We start from the raw sequence: 17,077 nt of genomic DNA, 5'->3' as shown, positions 1-17,077 counted from the left end.
TTCCTATAAGCCATTGCTTATCGGACGCCATTCCGGTATAGGTAGAAATTCCTACATCGGCGCGGCGGCGAATGGCGGTTCCCAAGCAGACGCATCTGGTCCCAATGCCGCGAAAACCTCGCGGGGGGCGCAACCGCTTGGGGGTTTTCCTTTCGCGCTCCCAAGTTTCGGGGCCGAAAGCCATCCGCTTCATTGAAAAGCTGGAAGTCCCGACCGGCGCAAGGGCGGGCAAGCGCATCAAACTTGCGCCCTACCAGAAGGATTTCCTTCGCGGCGCCCTGGCCAAGGACATCTCGATCGGCGTTCTCAGCGTTGCTCGCGGTGGCGGCAAGTCGGCGCTCACTGCCGGCGTTGCGCTCGCGCATCTCCTGGGCGAAGTCGACCCGCAGCCACGCCGCGAATGTCTCATAGGCGCCCGCACGCGCGAGCAGGGCAGAATCGTATGGGACTACGTTGCAGGCCTTGCGCGATCCCTTCCCGACGACCTTCAAAAGCGGCTGACCTTCCGCCGTGCTCCAAGGCTCGAAATCGAGTTCGAGGACGAAACCGGGCCGCATCTCATTCGCGTACTCGCCGCCGACGGCAAGAATGCGCTGGGCACCTCGCCGACATTGTGCATCTGCGACGAACGCGGACACTGGCCGCTCGACAAGGGCAACGCATTGGAAGACGCGCTTTTGAGTGGCAGCGGCAAGCGCAATGGCCGGACCCTGCTCATCAGCACTTCCGCAAGTGACAGCTCGCATCCTTTCAGCCGGTGGCTCGATGAGGATCAGCAAGGTGTTTACCGGCAAGAGCACCGCGCTGACGACGGCTGCGCGCCGGATGACCTGGCACAGATCAGGAAAGCGAACCCCGGTGCCGAGCACGGCGTGGGCGCTTCGCTGGAATGGCTACAGGCGCAAGCCCGGCGCGCAGTCGAGCGGGGCGGCTCCGCGCTTACGTCCTGGCGGCTCTACAATCTCAATCAGCGCATTGCCGGCGAAGACCGCGACGTCCTTCTGACGACTGACCAATGGCTGGTCTGCGAGGCCTCCGAGCTTCCGGCGCGCTCTGGCCCGGTGGTCATCGGCGCGGACCTGGGCGGCTCCGCCAGCATGTCGGCCGCCGCGTACTACTGGCCGGAAACCGGAAGGCTGGAGGCGCGTGGCTGGTTTCCGTCGAAACCGACCCTCATTGCCCGAGGACAGGCAGATGGCGTTGGCGATCGATACGGCGAGATGGAACGCCGGGGCGAGCTGACGACGCTCGGCGATCAAACCGTGCCGGTGGCGCTGTGGCTTGCGGACGTCATGGATCACGTAGCCGGCCAAGCCGTCGCGGCATTTATCGCGGACCGCTTCAAACAGGCGGAAATCGGCGAGGCGCTCGACAAGGCGGGCATCCGTGTTCCGATCATCTGGCGCGGCATGGGATTCAGGGACGGTAGCGAAGACGTCGAGCGCTTCCGCCGCGCCTGCTATGACGGCAGCGTCAAGGCCAACCCGTCCCTGTTGCTCCGCTCCGCTTTCGCCGATGCAATCTGCCTCCGCGACCCCGCCAACAATTTCAAACTGGCGAAGGCTCGAAGCAAAGGGCGCATCGACGCGGCATGCGCAAGCGTCCTGGCTGTGGCCGAAGGCTCCCGCCGCATTGGCCGTCCGAACCGGCAAGCGAGGGCCGCCACATGGGCGTGACGCACCACGACAAACGATGGTCGGCGCTGCGGCTTCTGGCCAAGCGCCGTGACGGTTTCCAGTGCGTGAAATGCGGCGAGCGTCACCGGCTCGAAGTCGACCATATCCAGCCGGCGAAGAAAGCGCCGGAATTGGCCTATGACCTCGCCAATTTGCAAACACTTTGCTCCGGCTGTCACGGCCGGAAAACCGCAATCGAGAACGGCGTCGCGCCCCTCGATCCTCAGCGCCGGATGTGGCGCGACCTCATCAAAAAAGGACTTCAAACATGTTGAAAAGTACTGAAATTCAGCGCCGGCAATCTGAGATCCGGCAATCGCTCGCTACCCTCGTCGGAAAAGAAAAGCCGACCGAAGACGAAACGCGTTCCATGGAGACCATGGACGCGGAATATCGGCAAAATGAGCTGCGCTATCGTGCCAGCCTCATTGCCGAAGACGTCGAGCGCAGGGACGCAAAAGGCGAGCTCGAAACCCGGGGCGACCGCGAATATGCCGACCTGATCGGCAAATTTGAGCTCCGGCAAGTCGCCTTGGCCTTGGACGAAGGCCGGCCGCTCGACGGCGCCACGGCTGAAATCGTGGAGGAAATGCGTTCCAAGGGCGGCTATCGCGGTGTTCCCGTGCCGTGGCTCGCTCTCGAGCGCCGCACCGGCGAGACGGTCGCCAGCGGCACGCCGGACCCAATCATGACCCGGCCGACCATCGACCGCCTCTTCCCCGACAGCGTGGCGGCCCGCATGGGTGCGCAGATGATCACGATCGACAGCGGCGCCCAAGAATGGCCCGTGGTCACGTCCAGCGTGTCGGCCGGCTGGGCCGATGGTGAAACCGCCTCTGTCGCCGGGCCCACCGCCTTTGCCACAACCGATAAGGCGCTGAAGCCCGAGCAGAATCTCGGCATCACGATGAAAATCACCCGGAAGACCATGAAGCAATCGGGGGATGCCCTTGAGGCCGCCGTGAGGCGGGATATGAACAGCGCGATCGGCGCGGCCCTGGACGCCGCGACCTTTCTCGGCACTGGCGCGAACGGCCAGCCGCTGGGTGTCATCACCGGCTATTCCACCTACGGCATCACGTCCACCGATGCCGGCGCCGCCGCCTCCTGGGCCGCGCTGCGGGCCGCCGTGGTTCGCTTCATGATCGCCAATGCCGCCGGCTCGCCGGGCGCGGTGCAGGCGATGATCCGCCCCGAACTGTGGGACGCGCTCGACGGTACCTATGTCGGCGACGTCACGGTCGGAATCACCGAGTGGGACCGGCTGCTGAAGAATATCCCCGCCGGCAACGTCGTGATGACCAGCAACGCGCTCGCCGCGCCGTCCGGCTCGCCGCTCGAAACTCAGGCGCTGCTCACCACGTCGGCCGGCGGCGTCGCGCCGATCTTCGTAGGCGTCTGGGGCGGTGTCGACCTCATCCGCGATCCGTATTCCGATGCGGCAAGCGGCGGGCTTCGCCTGACCGCGCTGACCACGGCCGATGTCACCGTGGCGCGGCCGGCACAGCTCCAGATCGTCACCGGCCTCGAACTGCCGGGGGCTGCGTCCTAACATGCTTTACGGTGTCCCGATTGCCTTCGAAGTCCGCGCCGAGGGCGGGGCGACCCGGCTTTCGGGGCGCTTTCCTTATGGTGCCGAAACCGACCTGGGCGGAGGCCGGCGAGAACGGTTCGCCGCCCAGGCCTTCCGCTCGCGTATCGACGCCGGCGAGAACGTCTTCTTGCTTGCCGGCCACGACCAGGAAAAACCGCTGGCGTCGACAGAGGCCGGTAGCCTTGTGCTCCGAGACAGCGAGGACGCCTTGCACATCGAGGCCCGCGTGGTGCCGTCGACAAGCTGGGCAAACGACGCTCTCGCCGCCTTGGCGGCCGGCCTCACTAAAGGCCTTTCCCCTGGCTTCCGCGTCCCGCCGGGCGGCGACATGGTGACCCGCTCTGATGGCGGAATCCTGCGGACCGTCAACCGGGCCGATTTGTTCGAAATCTCCATGGTCACGCGGGCCGCCTACGATCAAGCCCAGATCGCGGCCCGCAACTGGCAGCCGGTTCCCGTCTCCGAGCCTTCCGACGCCGGCTTGCGGCGCGCGCTCGTCCGGTGGAGGGCATGACCATGGCCGAGACGTTGAAGCAAACGGAGAGCGCACCGGAGGCCTATCCCGTGCCCCCGGACGGTCTTTCTGCCGCCGCCGCGGCGATCGACGCGGACGTTATTTGGCAGCGGCTCGAAGCCTACACGGCATGGCGTTGGAGCGAGCGCGCGGTTGAGTGGATTGTCGAGGGCTGCGGCGAGTGGAGCCCGCCCTTGGCGCCGGCCACCATCGCCACGGTAGAAGTCTGGCAGGGCGATGCCTGGGAAACCGCGACGCTCTCCCCGTCGCCTGTGGGCGGCTACTGCCTCCCAGGCGGCACCTATCGCTTAGTCGGCACCGTGGGCGGTGATGTTCCCGCTGCCGTTCTGGAGGCCTTCCGGCGCCTCGCCGAATACATGGCCGCCGATCCTGGCACTGCCGGCGCCACTTCGGAGCGCATCGAGATACCCGGCGTGCAAACCACGGAAGTGAGCCGCACGGCGTCATGGATGGCCCGAGCGATGCAGAATTCAGGCGCTGGCGACCTCCTGCGCAACTACAGGAGGGCCGCTTGATGCTCGGATGGCTGTTCAAAAAACAAACGGCAAATTTGCCAGTTGAAGCTCGCTCCAGCGCGTCCGGCCTGACGGCGGAAATCATCGCGGCGCGCGAATCCTACATTTCCGGCCGGCGCGGCCTCGCCGAACTGACCGCCACGGCACAGTCATGCGTAAGCCTGTGGGAGGGCGCCTTCGCCCTTGCCGACGTGTCCGGCACTGATCTGCTCGACCGGCGCACATTGGCGCTCACGGCTCGTTCCGTGGCGCTGCGGGGCGAGGCGCTGTTCCTGATCCGCGACACCGGGCTTGTCCCGTGCAGCGATTGGGATTTGAGCACTCGAGGCGGCGTTCCTCGAGCCTACCGGGCCAGCGTATCCGAGGCGGGCGGCGGCACGACGCAAACCGTCCTGGCTGGCGAAGTTCTGCATCTGCGCATCGGTTCCGATCCGGCGGCGCCCTGGCTCGGCTCGGCTCCTTTGAAGCGGGCAAGCCTCACGGCGGGATTGCTCCATGCGGTCGAGAGTGCGCTTGCCGAAGTGTTCGAGAATGCGCCGATCGGCTCGCAGATCGTGCCGTATCCTGAGAGCGCTGAAACCGACATGACGACGCTTGGCCGATCCTTCCGTGGCCAGCGCGGCCGTGTCCTGTTGCGCGAGAGCGTCAACGTCTCGGCCGCCGGCGGACCGGCTCCCGCCGTCGACTGGAAACCGGCCGACGTGACGCCGGACCTGGAGCGGAGCATGAGCATAGAAAGCCTTGCAGCGGGCCGGGAAGCGATTGCAGGCGCGTTCGGAGTGCTCCCGGCGCTGTTCGCCGCTGCTGCGCAAGGTCCGCTTGTGCGGGAAGCGCAACGGCATCTGGCAAGCTGGACGCTCCAGCCTATTGCGATGCTGCTTGCCGAGGAAGCGAGCGCGAAGCTCGGCGCCGACGTGGCGATTGACGTGCTGCGGCCTGTCCAGGCGTTCGATGCCGGCGGCCGGGCGAGGGCGCTTGCGACGATCGTCGGGGCGCTCGCCCAAGCCAAGGAAGCGGGCCTCGCGCCGGGCGATCTGAACGCCGCGCTTACGCTGGTGAACTGGGGCAACAACGACAAAGCAGCCTGAAAATAGCGGGGACCGGCCATGCTCGCGCGGACGCCTTACACCGACCTCTACCTTCGGAAGATCCAGGCCGAGAGCGACGAGAAGATGCGCCGCCAGCGCATCGCCGCCGCAAAGCCGAAGCTGCGGCAACTCAATCGCGATCGGTATAAGCACCTAGTCGAGAGCGTCGCGGACATCCTGCGGACCGGCTTGCCGACGCATTTTGCTTTCGAAGGCCCGTGTCGACATGGCATCCGCAGTGCGCTTTGCATCGATGGCTGGGACTGGACCTCCGCCGACACTGCCGCCGCTGATGTCGTGGGCGCCGCGTTGCGCCAGATCGGCGCCATCCGCCCGACCTGGCAGGCGGGGCAGATTTCCTACACCGAGGAGGCCACGGCCGAGCACACGCGGTGCGCCAACACCGACTGCGGCCGGCCTGTCATCATCGGCCTGAACGGCAGGCCGCGCAAATACTGCTCGTCCGAATGTCTGGGTCGCCACCATGCCAAAATGGGCTCCAGGCATGGCTTCCAGCGCAGCAAGGCCGAAATCATGGCGCACTGGGCCGCGCTGCGGGAAAAGAAGGCCACCGCACAACGCGATTGCGCTTGGTGCGGCAAGATGTTCATTCATCTCGACCGGCGCGCCGAGCCTATGTCCTACTGCAGCGATCCCTGCCGCAATGCCGCGCGGGCCATGGCGCAACGGCGTCTCCGGGATCGCCCCTGCCTCCAGTGCGGCGAGATGTTCTACCCTCGCTATGCAGATGCGAAATTCTGCGGCCGCGCCTGCACGGCGCTGGCGTTCAGCCGGCCGGAAAAGCAGTGCGAGTGCTGTCAAAGGATGTTCCGACCGAAATCCCGCAACGCGCAGCGCTTCTGCGGCGATGAGTGCAAGTACCGCTCCTATAGCCGCAAGCCGCGCAGTTTCCAGTGCGAGGCGGCGGAGTAGCTATTGCGGTGTTGTCGGGTGTGGAGTGGCTTCTAGCTTCTCCGCTCCTCGCAACAGCGAAGCGCTCAGTTCGCGCAACTGAACGGGCGTGAGTGTCAACTGAACAGCCGACAGATTGCCCGACTTCATGTCGGCCGGCGTCTGCGGGTATTCCAGTCTAGCGATGCAGAACATGCCATCTACCTGCACGAGGCTGAAACCCATAAGCGGTCGGACACTGATGTTCCCGTCGTCGCCGATGTCAAAGCCGTTTCGATCTTTCTTCATTCTTCCCCATCTCTCCGGTGGAATGACCTAGCCGGTGAAGCTTTGGCTAAAGGCAATCGCGCTCTTCACCGATTGAATCGCGCTCCCATGAAGGGCGAGCTTTTCTAGGTCTCGATCGTCGTAGCCCTTGTCGCTTTGGGCGATGATCGCTTCGACCAGTTCTAGGCGAGCGTGCTCAAGCATTTCCAGAAAGCCCTTCATTTCCTCGATGTCGGCTATCGGCGGTCGTGGCATTGTTCCCCCTTCTATGTCGCGTTTCATGTCGCGCGGACTAGCCGAGTGTCGCAGGAAACCCTTGGGAAAATCAACGGTTTGCAAGGCGGCTGCGGCATGCTTTGTCCACCAAAGTTCGCAGGCGTTTATTCGTCCAATATTCGATGATTTGAGATAGACAGCAGCTAAGTGCTTGAAAAGACTGGTACGCCCAAGGGGAATCGAACCCCTGTTACCGCCGTGAAAGGGCGGTGTCCTAACCGCTAGACGATGGGCGCGCTCAGACGAAGCGGCTTATAATTGCGTTGTTGCCAACCGGCAACCCATCCGCAGCCACATGCGACAACTTTTTTCACGGCGCCGTGAAACGTGTGACTTTTAGACGAAAAATTGCGTTGCGCGCGTGCGGAGGCGGCCGAAGGGCAGGCGGGCTCAGCCGTCCTCGCCACCGCCGCTGCGCCGGCGGCAACGCCAGTTCCAGTCGCGCTCGGGGCCGACGTCGACATGGATGGATTCGGTGTGGCAGTAGGTGCCGACGCCGCCGCGACCGGGCATCGAGCGGACATAGCTTGCCAGCTCCCACTTCGACACGCCGGGCAACTGGATGTCGGCGGCGGCGCAGTACATGTGCAGCGAATTCTTGGCGCCGTTGGCGCGGCGGTTGCGCGAGGGATCGCGATAGCCGGAGGTGACGATCATCTTGCGGCCGAAATGGCCCTCGATCGTCTTCAGCACCCGCACCAGCGACGGCTTGAGGCAAGCGACGTCGACGCTTTCGTTCTGCTTCAAAAGGCCGTTCGGCGCGAGCCTTGCCATGCCGGCGGCCGACGCCACCTGGTAGGACCCGCCGCTGCCCTCATCCTCGTTGAGGTCGACGTCGCTCTCGTCGTCGATGCCGGACTTGCGCTTGATCTCGAACAGCGCGGTCTGGCGTACGCCGGGCAGGGCGTCGGCGCCGGTGATGTGATAGCTTGGGTCGTCGAGCGAGGCCAATTGCGCGGGCTTTTCGCCCGGCGTCGCCGAGGCCAGCGTCACGATCGGCTTGGCCGGCGGCGTGGTCTTGGCCTGCGCGGCGGGCTGGTCGCCGGAACGCGCGTTGTTGATCAGCGGCGCGGGCGCGGCGGAGGCCGGCGTGGTGCTGAACAGCGAGGCGAACAGGCTCTTCTTCGGCGCGGCGATCTGCGGCTGCGCCGGTTCGCTCGCGGTCACATAGACGCCATTGCTCATGGCCTGCGTGGTCGCCTGCGCCTTCGATGCAACGGCGGCGGCATCGCCGGCGCCGGCCCGCTGGGCGACGGCTTGTGTCTGTTCCGCGGTTTGCGCCTGCTGAACCAGCGGTTGCGGCGTGCTGCCGGCAATGGCCTGGGCGCCGGCAGGGATGGCGACGGGGAAGGTGCCGCCCGGCCGCGTCTCCGGCACATAGGCGACCTTCTCGGGCAGCGGCTTGTCGCCCTCGCTCATCACGGTCGAGGCCGCTTCGGCGGGCGCGGATGCCTGAAGCGACGAATCGGCCGCGGTCGCGGTCTTGGCGCTGGATGTCGCGCTCATTTCGCTGGCGGTTGAATTGTAGGCGGGCGAAACGACCGACATCGTCGGGTCGCTGGTCGAGGTGCAGGAGGCCAGAAGCACGGAGAAAAGCGCCGCCGCAATGCTGCGACTTTCCCTTCGTGCAAGACGCCAACCTGCTGATTTCAAAATAAATTCCCCCTCGATATCCGGTCGGTTCGTCATCGCTACGCCGCTTCAGCACCGCGTCGCGATAACCCCCCAGTTCCCAACCGGAACGGGACGTGTGTCGAATCTGCAAGCCTCGGAATTATTCAGCGTCGGAACGTGATTTGAGGCCGTGAAACGATTGACGCCTCCATTTCGCCCTGTTTTGGCGGCCCGTCAACTCACCAGACATTACAGTCCGTTACACACGCACCTTGACATAGGTGCCCGGCGCATCTCCCAAGGTTTTCATACGCTTGCCGGGTTTGCGGGCAGGTACGTGGATGTTGTCTTGGTTCTCGATCCAGTGCTGCCAGTGCGTCCACCAGGAGCCCTGGTGTTCGTGAGCGGCAGCAAGCCAGGTGCTGAAGTCGCCCACCGGCTTGCCGCCGGTCCAGTACTGATATTTCTTGGCGGCAGGCGGGTTGACGACGCCGGCGATATGGCCGGACCCCGTCATTACATATTCAACGTCGCCGCCGAAAAACTGCGATCCCTGGAACACCGAAAGCGCCGGCGCGATGTGGTCCTCTTTCGTGGCCAGGTTGTAGACAGGGATCGTGATGTCGGCCAGCGAGACGGTGCGCCCGGCAAGCTCCATCGTGCCGCGCGAGAGATTGTTCTCGAGATAGCAGTTGCGCAGATAGAAGGAGTGGTTGGCCGCCGCCATGCGCGTGGAATCGGAATTCCAGTAGAGCAGGTCGAAGGGCAGGGGCTCCTTGCCGCGCATGTAGTTGTTGATGACATAGGGCCAGATCAGGTCGCCCGAGCGCAGCATGTTGAAGGCCGTCGCCATCTTGGTGCCGTCGAGATAGCCTTTTTCGCTCATCGAGCGCTCGACGGCGGCGATCTGGTCCTCGTCGACGAAGACCTTGAGATCGCCGGCATAGGTGAAGTCGACCTGTGTGGCGAAGAAGGTGGCCGATTTGATGCGGCGGTCCCCTTCTTGCGCCAACAGCGCGAGGGCCGCGCCAAGCAGCGTGCCACCGACGCAGTAGCCGATGGCGTTGACTTCCTTTTCGCCGGTCGCCTTCTCAACCATGTCCAGACCGTATTGCAGGCCTTCCCGGATGTAGGCTTCCCAACCCTTGGCTCCGTGGCGCTCGTCCGGGTTGATCCAGGAGATGACGAAGACGGTGTGGCCCTGCTCGATCGCCCAGCGGATGAAGGATTTCTGCGGGTTGAGGTCGAGGATGTAGAATTTGTTGATCCATGGCGGACAGATCAGCAGCGGCCGCTTCAGCACGGTTTCGGTCACCGGATCGTATTGGATGATCTCGGCGACATCGCTGCGGCCGATGACCTTGCCGGGCGTGGTGGCGATGTTCTTGCCGATCTCGAAGGGCGCGTAGTCCGCCTGGCGCAGCTTCAGGTCGCCGCGGCCGGCGGCGATATCCTCGGCCAGCATCTTCATGCCGCGCACCAGGTTCTCGCCGTTCGAGGCCACGGTCTCGCGGAACAGCTCCGGATTGGTCAGGATGAAGTTTGACGGCGCAATCGCGTTCGACACCTGCTTGACGTAGAAGCTCGCCTTGTGGCGGGTGTGCTCGTCCAGGCCCTCGGCGTGCTCGACAAGCTCGTTCGCCCAGCGCGAGGTGACGAGATAGGCCTGCTTCAGGAAATCAAAGAAGGCATTGCGGCCCCATTCAGGGTCCTGGAAGCGCTTGTCGCCGCGCTCCGGGCTGACCGCGTCGCCGGGAGCCTCGGCGCTAGGCGTGACCTTCTGGATGGCGTTCGCCCAGACGGTCATATAGCCGGCGAACAGCCGCGTCTGCGCCTCGAGCGCGCGTTGCGGGTCGCCCAGCCAGTACTCCGAGAGCTTGGAGAAGGTCTTGACCATGTCGACGACGGGTTCGGCGACATGATCGCGTACTTCGCCTTTCTCGCGCGGTTCGGCCCAGGCGGAAGCCGCCTTGCCGGCCTGCTCGATCATGCGCGCCATGTTCAGGGCGAAGCGCTCGGGGTCCTTCACCAGATATTGCTCGACGGTCGAAGGTCCGCCATTCTCCGCTTTGTCCGAATCGTCAGGTTTGGACATGGTTCGCGGGGTTCCTCCCGGAGCGTTTTCTTGACATATTACCATGGGACATCTGACCGGGTCCAATTCGCTCTAACCCGGCTGCCAGGAAAACAATATGACGATTAATGTCGGCGGGACTTTTTTTCTCGGCGTGGGTTCGATTTGCCGCATGGCCGCAGTGGCGGGGCTGGTTGGCGTGCTGCTGCCCACGGGCGGCTGCACGAGCACCGGCACGAACAACGCGGCGCCGACGGCCTTGAGCGATGGTCCGAAGGACACAGGCTCCTATCCGAACCTCAACGTCCCCCCGCAGGTGGCCGCCAAGCAGCTCACCAAGGAAGAGACCGCGGCGAACCTCGCCCAGCTCAAGGCCGAGGAACAAGCGCAGATTGCCAAGGGTGGCAGCGTCAAGGCACCGGCGAATTCGGCGGCGCTCAACACGCTCGCCAAGACGCATGGCGCCGACACGCTGAAGCAGATCGAGGGCAAATGCGACCCTGCCCTCGACCCTAGCTGCAATTAGGTTTATATCGCGCGCCGAAACTTTGATGGTCTGGAACTGAAATGGAAGAATTTCACAAGGTCCGCCGGCTTCCGCCTTACGTGTTCGAGCAGGTCAATCGGCTGAAGGCCAGCGCCCGCTCGCGCGGCGCCGACATCATCGACCTTGGCATGGGCAATCCGGACCTGCCGACGCCGAAAGCCATCGTCGACAAATTGTGTGAGGTGGTGCGCGATCCGCGCACCCATCGCTATTCGTCCTCGCGCGGCATTCCGGGCCTGCGCCGCGCCCAGGCGAACTATTACCAGCGCCGCTTCGGCGTGAAGCTCAACCCCGACACGCAGGTGGTGGCGACGCTTGGCTCGAAGGAAGGCTTCGCCAACATGGCGCAGGCGATCACCGCGCCCGGCGACGTCATCCTGTGCCCCAATCCGACCTATCCGATCCACGCCTTCGGCTTCATCATGTCGGGCGGCGTCATCCGCTCGCTGCAGGTCGAGCCCGACGATGGCTTCATCCCTGCGCTCGAACGCGGTGTTCGCCACTCGATCCCGAAGCCGCTGGCGCTGATCCTCAACTATCCGTCGAACCCGACGGCGCTCGTCGCCTCGCTCGACTTCTACAAGGACGTGGTCGCCTTCGCGAGGAAGAACGACATCATCATCCTGTCCGATCTTGCCTATTCCGAGATCTATTTCGACGGCAATCCGCCGCCTTCGGTGCTGCAGGTGCCGGGCGCAATGGATGTCTGCGTCGAGTTCACCTCGATGTCGAAGACCTTTTCCATGCCCGGCTGGCGCATGGGCTTCGCGGTCGGCAACGAGCGGCTGATTTCGGCGCTGACGCGCGTGAAGTCCTATCTCGACTATGGCGCCTTCACGCCGATCCAGGTTGCGGCGGCGCATGCGCTCAATGGCGACGGCGCCGATATCGCCGAGGTGCGCGAGGTCTACCACAAGCGCCGCGACGTGATGGTCGATTCGTTCAGCCGGGCCGGCTGGACCATTCCCGCGCCGGCCGCCTCGATGTTCGCCTGGGCGCCGATCCCCGAACAGTTCCGCCATCTCGGTTCGCTCGAATTCTCCAAGCTGCTGATCGAGCATGCGGATGTCGCGGTGGCGCCGGGCGTCGGCTTCGGCGAGCATGGCGACGACTATGTGCGCCTGGCGCTGGTCGAGAACGAGCACCGGATCCGCCAGGCCGCGCGCAACATAAAGCGCTTCCTGACCTCGACCGCCAAGCAGCCCAACAATGTGGTGCCGCTTACCGTTCGGCGTTGAGTTTGCCTGACATTTTTCGCTAGGGCAGCTCAGCGTTTGCCGGAATCACCGGCCTGCTCTAACTATTTGTTTTTATGCAATTCCGAACGGAAAACCGCTTCGCGCTTTTCCCGGAATTGCTCTGGTTGAGGGGCGTCGCCGGACATGGCTGAAGCGTTGCGTATTGGAATTGCCGGCCTCGGCACGGTTGGCGCCTCGGTGGCGCGCGTGCTGCGCGACAAGGCGACCGAGCTCACCCGCCAGTGCGGCCGCGACATCGTGGTGACTGCCGTTTCGGCCCGCGATCCGAAGCGCGATCGCGGCATCGATCTGAGCGCCGCGAAATGGTTCGACGATCCCGTCAGGATGGCTGAAAAGGCCGATATCGATGTCTTCGTCGAGCTGATCGGCGGTGACGAAGGGCCGGCGCGGCTGTCGGTGAAGGCGGCGCTCGAGGCCGGGCGCCATGTCGTCACCGCCAACAAGGCGCTGCTTGCCAAGCACGGCGTGCAGCTGGCCGAGATCGCCGAGAAGAAGGGTGTGCTGCTCAACTACGAGGCGGCGGTGGCCGGCGGCATCCCGGTCATCAAGACGATGCGCGAGGCGATGGCCGGCAATGCGGTGACGCGTGTCTTCGGCATCCTCAACGGCACCTGCAACTACATCCTGACCCGGATGGAAGCCGAAGGCATCTCCTTCGACGCCTGCCTGAAGGACGCGCAGCGGCTCGGCTATGCCGAGGCCGATCCGACCTTCGATATCGAAGGCCACGACACCGCGCACAAGCTGTCGATCCTGACCAGCCTTGCCTTCGGCACGAAGATCGCCGCCAACGACATCTACATGGAAGGCATCTCCAACATCACCCAGGCCGACATCCGCGCGGCCGGCGATCTTGGCTATCGCATCAAGCTGCTCGGCGTCGCGCAGCGCACCGACAGCGGCATCGAGCAGCGTGTCCATCCCACGATGGTGCCGACGGCGTCAGTCATCGCGCAGGTGCATGGCGTCACCAACGCCGTGGCGATCGAGACGGACATTCTGGGCGAGTTGCTGCTTTCAGGCCCCGGCGCCGGCGGCAACGCCACCGCGTCGGCGGTGATCGGCGACATTGCCGATATCGCCAAGAGCCGGCCTGGCTTCCAGCACGCTCCGGTGTTCGGCTGGCCGGCGAAGGAACTGAAGCCTTACAAGAAGGCGCGGATGCGCAGCCATGCCGGCGGCTACTTTATCCGCCTTACCGTGCATGACCGCACCGGTGTCTTCGCGGCCATCGCCAAGCGCATGGCCGACAACGACATCTCGCTGGAATCGATCGTGCAGCAGGCGGCCGGCACCGAAACACAGGCGCAAAAGACGGTGATCCTCGTCACCCATGAGACGACGGAAGCGGCGGTGCGCAAGGCCGTCGAAGGCATCACCAAGGACGGTCATCTGACCGACAAGCCGCAGGTGATCCGCATCGAGCGGGCGGAATAAAACCAGTCCGATTCCACCTTCAATCGATTGATTTTGCTGTCATTTCGAAAAATCACCCGGCAAGTCTTGCCGTTGTCATGGAGCTTTGCCAGAAGAAGCCGGCCTCTGGCGGGAGGCGGATCAATTCCGATGCTCAACCGTTCTGGAATTGCTCGAAGCAAACAGAGGAATGCCCATCCATGAACATCGCCCAAGACATCGCCGCCGGTCTCGACCGGATCCTGACCATGGAAGTCGTGCGCGTCACCGAGCGGGCCGCGGTCGCGGCTGCAAGGCTGCGCGGGCGCGGCGACGAGAAGGCCGCCGACCAGGTGGCGGTCGACGCGATGCGCCAGGAGCTCAACCGGCTGGCCATCAAGGGCACTGTGGTGATCGGCGAGGGCGAGCGCGACGAGGCGCCGATGCTCTATATCGGCGAAGAGGTCGGCAGCGGCAAAGGCCCGGCCGTCGACATTGCGCTCGATCCGCTCGAAGGTACGACGATCTGCGCCAAGAACCTGCCCAATGCGCTAGCGGTCATCGCCATCGCGGAAAAGGGCAGCCTGCTGTTCGCGCCGGACGTCTACATGGACAAGATCGCCATCGGCCCAGGCTATCCTGAAGGGCTGATCGACATCGACGCTTCACCGGCCGAGAACCTCGCCAACCTGGCCAAGGCCAAGGGGGTGGCCGTTTCCGACATCACCGCCTGCATCCTCGACCGGCCGCGTCACGCCAGGCTGATCGACGCCGTGCGCGCTACGGGCGCCGCGATCCGGCTGATCGGCGACGGCGACGTCGCCGGCGTCATCCACACCACCGATCCGGACGAGACCGGCATCGACATCTATCTCGGCACCGGCGGCGCGCCGGAGGGTGTACTGGCTGCCGCTGCTTTGCGCTGCACCGGCGGGCAGATGCAGGGCCGGCTGATCCTCGACACACCGGAGAAGGTAGCGCGGGCCGAAAAGATGGGCATTTCCGATCCGAAGCGCGTCTATCGCGCCCAGGACATGGCGCGCGGCGACGTGCTGTTCGCGGCGACTGGTGTCACCGACGGCAATCTGCTCGACGGGGTGAAGTTCGGCCGCACCTTCATCACCACGCACACCATCGTGCTGCGCTCGTCTTCGCGCACGGTGCGCGAGATCAAGGCCAGACATCAGGATCTGGATAAGTTCTAAAGGGCTCATCGTTTCACGGAAACGGTGAACCCCTTGCGAGGCCGGACCGCAGTTGTTAGCCATTTCGGCGACAACGATACTGGCCGCAAGGATCTGACGATGAAGGCGTTCGACTGGCACGCGGATCCGATTTCGCGTGCCACTCCCATCACGAAATCCTATCGCAACACCCAGAATGTGCGCCGCTTTCTCACGCGCGAATGCGGCAGTGCATTCAGGTTCGACCGCCCTTTCATGGCCTGGCTCAAGGATGGTACGGAAAGGACCATGGGTGATGCGGCGGACGAATGGCTCCGCCGCCAGGCTGAAAAGCGGAAAGCGTAGTTTTCTTGGCGGGCGAGAAACGGTTCTTCCTCGATGTCAGGCAGTCGGCGACCGGTGTTTCCTGGGAACACCGGCTGACTGAGCGGCAGGATATGGCCGCTTTGGCCATCGCGCAGGGCCATGGCGTGCCCGATATCGTGGCGCGGGTGCTGGCCGGGCGCGGCGTCAGCGTGGAGCAGACCGAGAGCTTCCTCGATCCGACCATTCGCGAGCTTCTGCCGAATCCGGCATCGCTGACCGATATGGACAAAGCGGCGGCGCGGCTGGCGGATGCGATTGTGGCCGGCGAAAAAGTGGCGATCTTCGGCGACTACGACGTCGACGGCGCCGCCTCGTCGGCGCTCATCAAGCGCTTTCTCACGCATTTTTCGGTGCCGTCCGAAATCTACATCCCGGACCGTATCTTCGAAGGCTACGGACCCAATCCGGAAGCGATGCGGGAGCTGATCTCGCGCGGCGCGAAGCTGATCGTCACCGTCGACTGCGGCACCAATAGCGCGACCTCGATCGACGCGGCCAGAGAAGCCGGCGCCGATGTCGTGGTGCTCGACCATCACCAGGTAGGCGGCCCGCTGCCGGCGGCGCACGCCGTGGTCAATCCCAATCGCGAGGACGACCTGTCGGGACAGGGGCACCTGTGCGCCGCCGGCGTCGTCTTCCTGTGCCTTGTCCAGACGGCAAAGGTGCTGCGCGAAAGGCTTCCGAGCGCCGCGCCGGTCGATCTGCTTTCGCTGCTCGACCTCGTCGCGCTGGCGACGGTCTGCGACGTGGTGCCGCTCACCGGGGTCAACCGCGCCTTCGTCGTCAAGGGGCTGCAGGTGGCGCGCCAGCAGAAGAATGAGGGGCTGGCGGCGCTGGCGCGGGTCTCGCGCATCGGCGAGCCGATCAACACCTTCCATCTTTCCTTCCTGATTGGACCGCGCATCAATGCCGGCGGCCGCATCGGCGATGCAGCGCTCGGCGGCCGGCTTTTAGCCACCGACGATCCCGTCGAGGCGGCGAGCATTGCCGAGACGCTCGACCGGCTGAACCAGGAACGGCAGCAGATGGAGCAGGAGATGCTGGCGCAGGCGCGCGCCGAAGCCGATGCGGAGCTTGCCGGCGGCAATGGTCCGGCCGTCATCGTCACCGCCAGCAACACCTGGCATCCAGGCATCGTCGGGCTGATCGCTTCGCGGCTCAAGGACCATGCGCGCCGGCCCGCCTTTGCCATCGCCTTCAATTCGACCGGCATCGGCACGGGGTCAGGGCGTTCGGTGACCGGCTTCGACCTCGGGCGGCTGGTGCGCGAGGCGGCCGATGCCGGGCTGATCGTCAAAGGCGGCGGCCATGCAATGGCGGCCGGCATCACCGTCGAGCGCGCCAAGCTCGGCGAGCTGCGCGCCTTCTTCGAGGAGCGCGCCGCGGCCGACGTTTTCCGGCTGCAGAACGAGGAAAGCCTGGCGATCGACGGCGCTTTGGCGGCCGAGGGCGCCACGATCGCGCTGCTCGACGCGCTGGAGAAGGCCGGCCCGTTCGGCGCCGGACACATTGCGCCGGTGTTCGTGCTGCCGCGTCACCGGCTCGCCGACGCACGTGCGGTCGGCACCAACCACATTCGAGTGGACCTGCAGTCGCAAAGCGGCGGCAACATCCAGGCGATCGCCTTCCGTGCCGTCGACACGGCGCTCGGCGAATTCCTGTTCAGGAACAGGGGCAGGACGGTGCACATCGCCGGCTCGCTGTCGGGCAATTACTGGAACGGCAACCGCACGGTGCAGTTTCGCATCAGCGATGCGGCGCTGGCGTAACAACGA

17 protein-coding genes and 1 tRNA gene are annotated in these 17,077 nt (G+C 64.7%); 13 read left to right on the top strand and 5 right to left on the bottom strand.

Annotated elements, in window-relative coordinates; genetic code table 11:
* Positions 1–71 precede the first annotated feature (71 nt).
* From AC0L2L_RS27870 to AC0L2L_RS27840, 7 genes are read left to right on the top strand one after another with little or no spacing between them, the layout of a single operon-like run.
* Positions 72–1,676 carry a terminase TerL endonuclease subunit gene (locus tag AC0L2L_RS27870; protein WP_473583064.1) on the top strand — a complete coding sequence of 535 codons (1,605 nt, stop codon included), beginning with the start codon at positions 72–74 and terminating at the stop codon, positions 1,674–1,676.
* Complete coding sequence (locus AC0L2L_RS27865; protein WP_473583062.1) at positions 1,667–1,951, top strand: HNH endonuclease; 285 nt, start codon at positions 1,667–1,669, stop codon at positions 1,949–1,951. Before AC0L2L_RS27870 ends, AC0L2L_RS27865 begins: the two co-directional genes overlap by 10 nt.
* The gene (locus tag AC0L2L_RS27860; RefSeq protein ID WP_473583060.1) at positions 1,948–3,228 is read left to right on the top strand and encodes a phage major capsid protein; all 1,281 of its coding nucleotides are present in this window, start codon (positions 1,948–1,950) and stop codon (positions 3,226–3,228) included. The genes AC0L2L_RS27865 and AC0L2L_RS27860 overlap by 4 nt, the downstream gene beginning before the upstream one ends.
* 1 nt (position 3,229) lies before the next feature.
* Positions 3,230–3,784: an HK97 family phage prohead protease gene (locus tag AC0L2L_RS27855; protein ID WP_473583058.1), complete on the top strand. Its 555-nt coding sequence runs from the start codon at positions 3,230–3,232 to the stop codon at positions 3,782–3,784.
* Positions 3,785–3,786: 2 nt separating this feature from the next.
* The gene (locus AC0L2L_RS27850) at positions 3,787–4,320 is read left to right on the top strand and encodes a hypothetical protein (RefSeq protein ID WP_473583056.1); all 534 of its coding nucleotides are present in this window, start codon (positions 3,787–3,789) and stop codon (positions 4,318–4,320) included.
* A 35-nt stretch (positions 4,321–4,355) separates the two neighbouring features.
* Complete coding sequence (locus AC0L2L_RS27845; protein ID WP_473583054.1) at positions 4,356–5,408, top strand: phage portal protein; 1,053 nt, start codon at positions 4,356–4,358, stop codon at positions 5,406–5,408.
* An 18-nt stretch (positions 5,409–5,426) separates the two neighbouring features.
* Entirely contained in the window at positions 5,427–6,341 is a 915-nt protein-coding gene (locus AC0L2L_RS27840; RefSeq protein WP_473583052.1) for a hypothetical protein, read from the top strand.
* On the opposite strand, the gene AC0L2L_RS27835 is transcribed toward AC0L2L_RS27840, so the two are convergent.
* The 5 genes from AC0L2L_RS27835 to phaC form a co-directional block, all read right to left on the bottom strand.
* Complete coding sequence (locus AC0L2L_RS27835) at positions 6,342–6,608, bottom strand: hypothetical protein (protein WP_473583050.1); 267 nt, start codon at positions 6,606–6,608, stop codon at positions 6,342–6,344. It lies immediately after the preceding gene.
* A 27-nt stretch (positions 6,609–6,635) separates the two neighbouring features.
* Entirely contained in the window at positions 6,636–6,869 is a 234-nt protein-coding gene (locus AC0L2L_RS27830) for a hypothetical protein (protein WP_473583048.1), read from the bottom strand.
* Between the two features lie 155 nt (positions 6,870–7,024).
* Positions 7,025–7,099, bottom strand: a tRNA-Glu gene (locus AC0L2L_RS27825).
* 154 nt (positions 7,100–7,253) lie between these two features.
* On the bottom strand, positions 7,254–8,411 hold the full coding sequence (locus AC0L2L_RS27820) for a YcbK family protein (RefSeq protein WP_473583183.1): 1,158 nt from the start codon (positions 8,409–8,411) through the stop codon (positions 7,254–7,256).
* 325 nt (positions 8,412–8,736) lie between these two features.
* The gene (phaC, locus tag AC0L2L_RS27815; RefSeq protein ID WP_473583046.1) at positions 8,737–10,572 is read right to left on the bottom strand and encodes a class I poly(R)-hydroxyalkanoic acid synthase; all 1,836 of its coding nucleotides are present in this window, start codon (positions 10,570–10,572) and stop codon (positions 8,737–8,739) included.
* A gap of 97 nt (positions 10,573–10,669) precedes the next feature.
* Between phaC and AC0L2L_RS27810 the strand changes: the two genes are divergently transcribed.
* The 6 genes from AC0L2L_RS27810 to recJ all read left to right on the top strand — a co-directional run bounded on the left by AC0L2L_RS27810 (position 10,670) and on the right by recJ (position 17,071).
* Entirely contained in the window at positions 10,670–11,077 is a 408-nt protein-coding gene (locus AC0L2L_RS27810) for a hypothetical protein (RefSeq protein WP_473583044.1), read from the top strand.
* Between the two features lie 41 nt (positions 11,078–11,118).
* A complete protein-coding gene (locus AC0L2L_RS27805; protein ID WP_473583042.1) occupies positions 11,119–12,336 on the top strand; it encodes an LL-diaminopimelate aminotransferase in 1,218 nt (405 codons plus the stop codon).
* A gap of 144 nt (positions 12,337–12,480) precedes the next feature.
* The gene (locus AC0L2L_RS27800; RefSeq protein WP_027167328.1) at positions 12,481–13,794 is read left to right on the top strand and encodes a homoserine dehydrogenase; all 1,314 of its coding nucleotides are present in this window, start codon (positions 12,481–12,483) and stop codon (positions 13,792–13,794) included.
* Between the two features lie 179 nt (positions 13,795–13,973).
* Positions 13,974–14,957, top strand: a complete 984-nt coding sequence (gene glpX / locus AC0L2L_RS27795) for a class II fructose-bisphosphatase (protein WP_027167329.1) — start codon at positions 13,974–13,976, stop codon at positions 14,955–14,957.
* 99 nt (positions 14,958–15,056) lie between these two features.
* A complete protein-coding gene (locus AC0L2L_RS27790) occupies positions 15,057–15,281 on the top strand; it encodes a DUF6434 domain-containing protein (RefSeq protein ID WP_473583040.1) in 225 nt (74 codons plus the stop codon).
* 5 nt (positions 15,282–15,286) lie between these two features.
* On the top strand, positions 15,287–17,071 hold the full coding sequence (gene recJ / locus AC0L2L_RS27785) for a single-stranded-DNA-specific exonuclease RecJ (RefSeq protein ID WP_473583038.1): 1,785 nt from the start codon (positions 15,287–15,289) through the stop codon (positions 17,069–17,071).
* The last annotated feature ends 6 nt before the right edge of the window (positions 17,072–17,077 follow it).

It is taken from the genome of Mesorhizobium sp. WSM4832, from assembly GCF_055811115.1.
Note: the sequence above shows the minus strand (reverse complement) of the source record. Positions and strands in the feature narration are given on the sequence as shown.

Excerpts from the sequence above, each read along its gene's own strand:
- AC0L2L_RS27820 (WP_473583183.1), bottom strand. The coding sequence starts at position 8,411 with ATGTCGGTCGTTTCGCCCGCCTACAATTCAACCGCCAGCGAAATGAGC.
- AC0L2L_RS27790 (WP_473583040.1), top strand. The coding sequence starts at position 15,057 with ATGAAGGCGTTCGACTGGCACGCGGATCCGATTTCGCGTGCCACTCCC.
- AC0L2L_RS27840 (WP_473583052.1), top strand. The coding sequence starts at position 5,427 with ATGCTCGCGCGGACGCCTTACACCGACCTCTACCTTCGGAAGATCCAG.
- AC0L2L_RS27830 (WP_473583048.1), bottom strand. The coding sequence starts at position 6,869 with ATGAAACGCGACATAGAAGGGGGAACAATGCCACGACCGCCGATAGCC.
- AC0L2L_RS27835 (WP_473583050.1), bottom strand. The coding sequence starts at position 6,608 with ATGAAGAAAGATCGAAACGGCTTTGACATCGGCGACGACGGGAACATC.
- AC0L2L_RS27810 (WP_473583044.1), top strand. The coding sequence starts at position 10,670 with ATGACGATTAATGTCGGCGGGACTTTTTTTCTCGGCGTGGGTTCGATT.
- AC0L2L_RS27870 (WP_473583064.1), top strand. The coding sequence starts at position 72 with ATGGCGGTTCCCAAGCAGACGCATCTGGTCCCAATGCCGCGAAAACCT.
- AC0L2L_RS27800 (WP_027167328.1), top strand. The coding sequence starts at position 12,481 with ATGGCTGAAGCGTTGCGTATTGGAATTGCCGGCCTCGGCACGGTTGGC.
- phaC (WP_473583046.1), bottom strand. The coding sequence starts at position 10,572 with ATGTCCAAACCTGACGATTCGGACAAAGCGGAGAATGGCGGACCTTCG.
- glpX (WP_027167329.1), top strand. The coding sequence starts at position 13,974 with ATGAACATCGCCCAAGACATCGCCGCCGGTCTCGACCGGATCCTGACC.
- AC0L2L_RS27855 (WP_473583058.1), top strand. The coding sequence starts at position 3,230 with ATGCTTTACGGTGTCCCGATTGCCTTCGAAGTCCGCGCCGAGGGCGGG.
- AC0L2L_RS27865 (WP_473583062.1), top strand. The coding sequence starts at position 1,667 with ATGGGCGTGACGCACCACGACAAACGATGGTCGGCGCTGCGGCTTCTG.
- AC0L2L_RS27805 (WP_473583042.1), top strand. The coding sequence starts at position 11,119 with ATGGAAGAATTTCACAAGGTCCGCCGGCTTCCGCCTTACGTGTTCGAG.
- AC0L2L_RS27850 (WP_473583056.1), top strand. The coding sequence starts at position 3,787 with ATGGCCGAGACGTTGAAGCAAACGGAGAGCGCACCGGAGGCCTATCCC.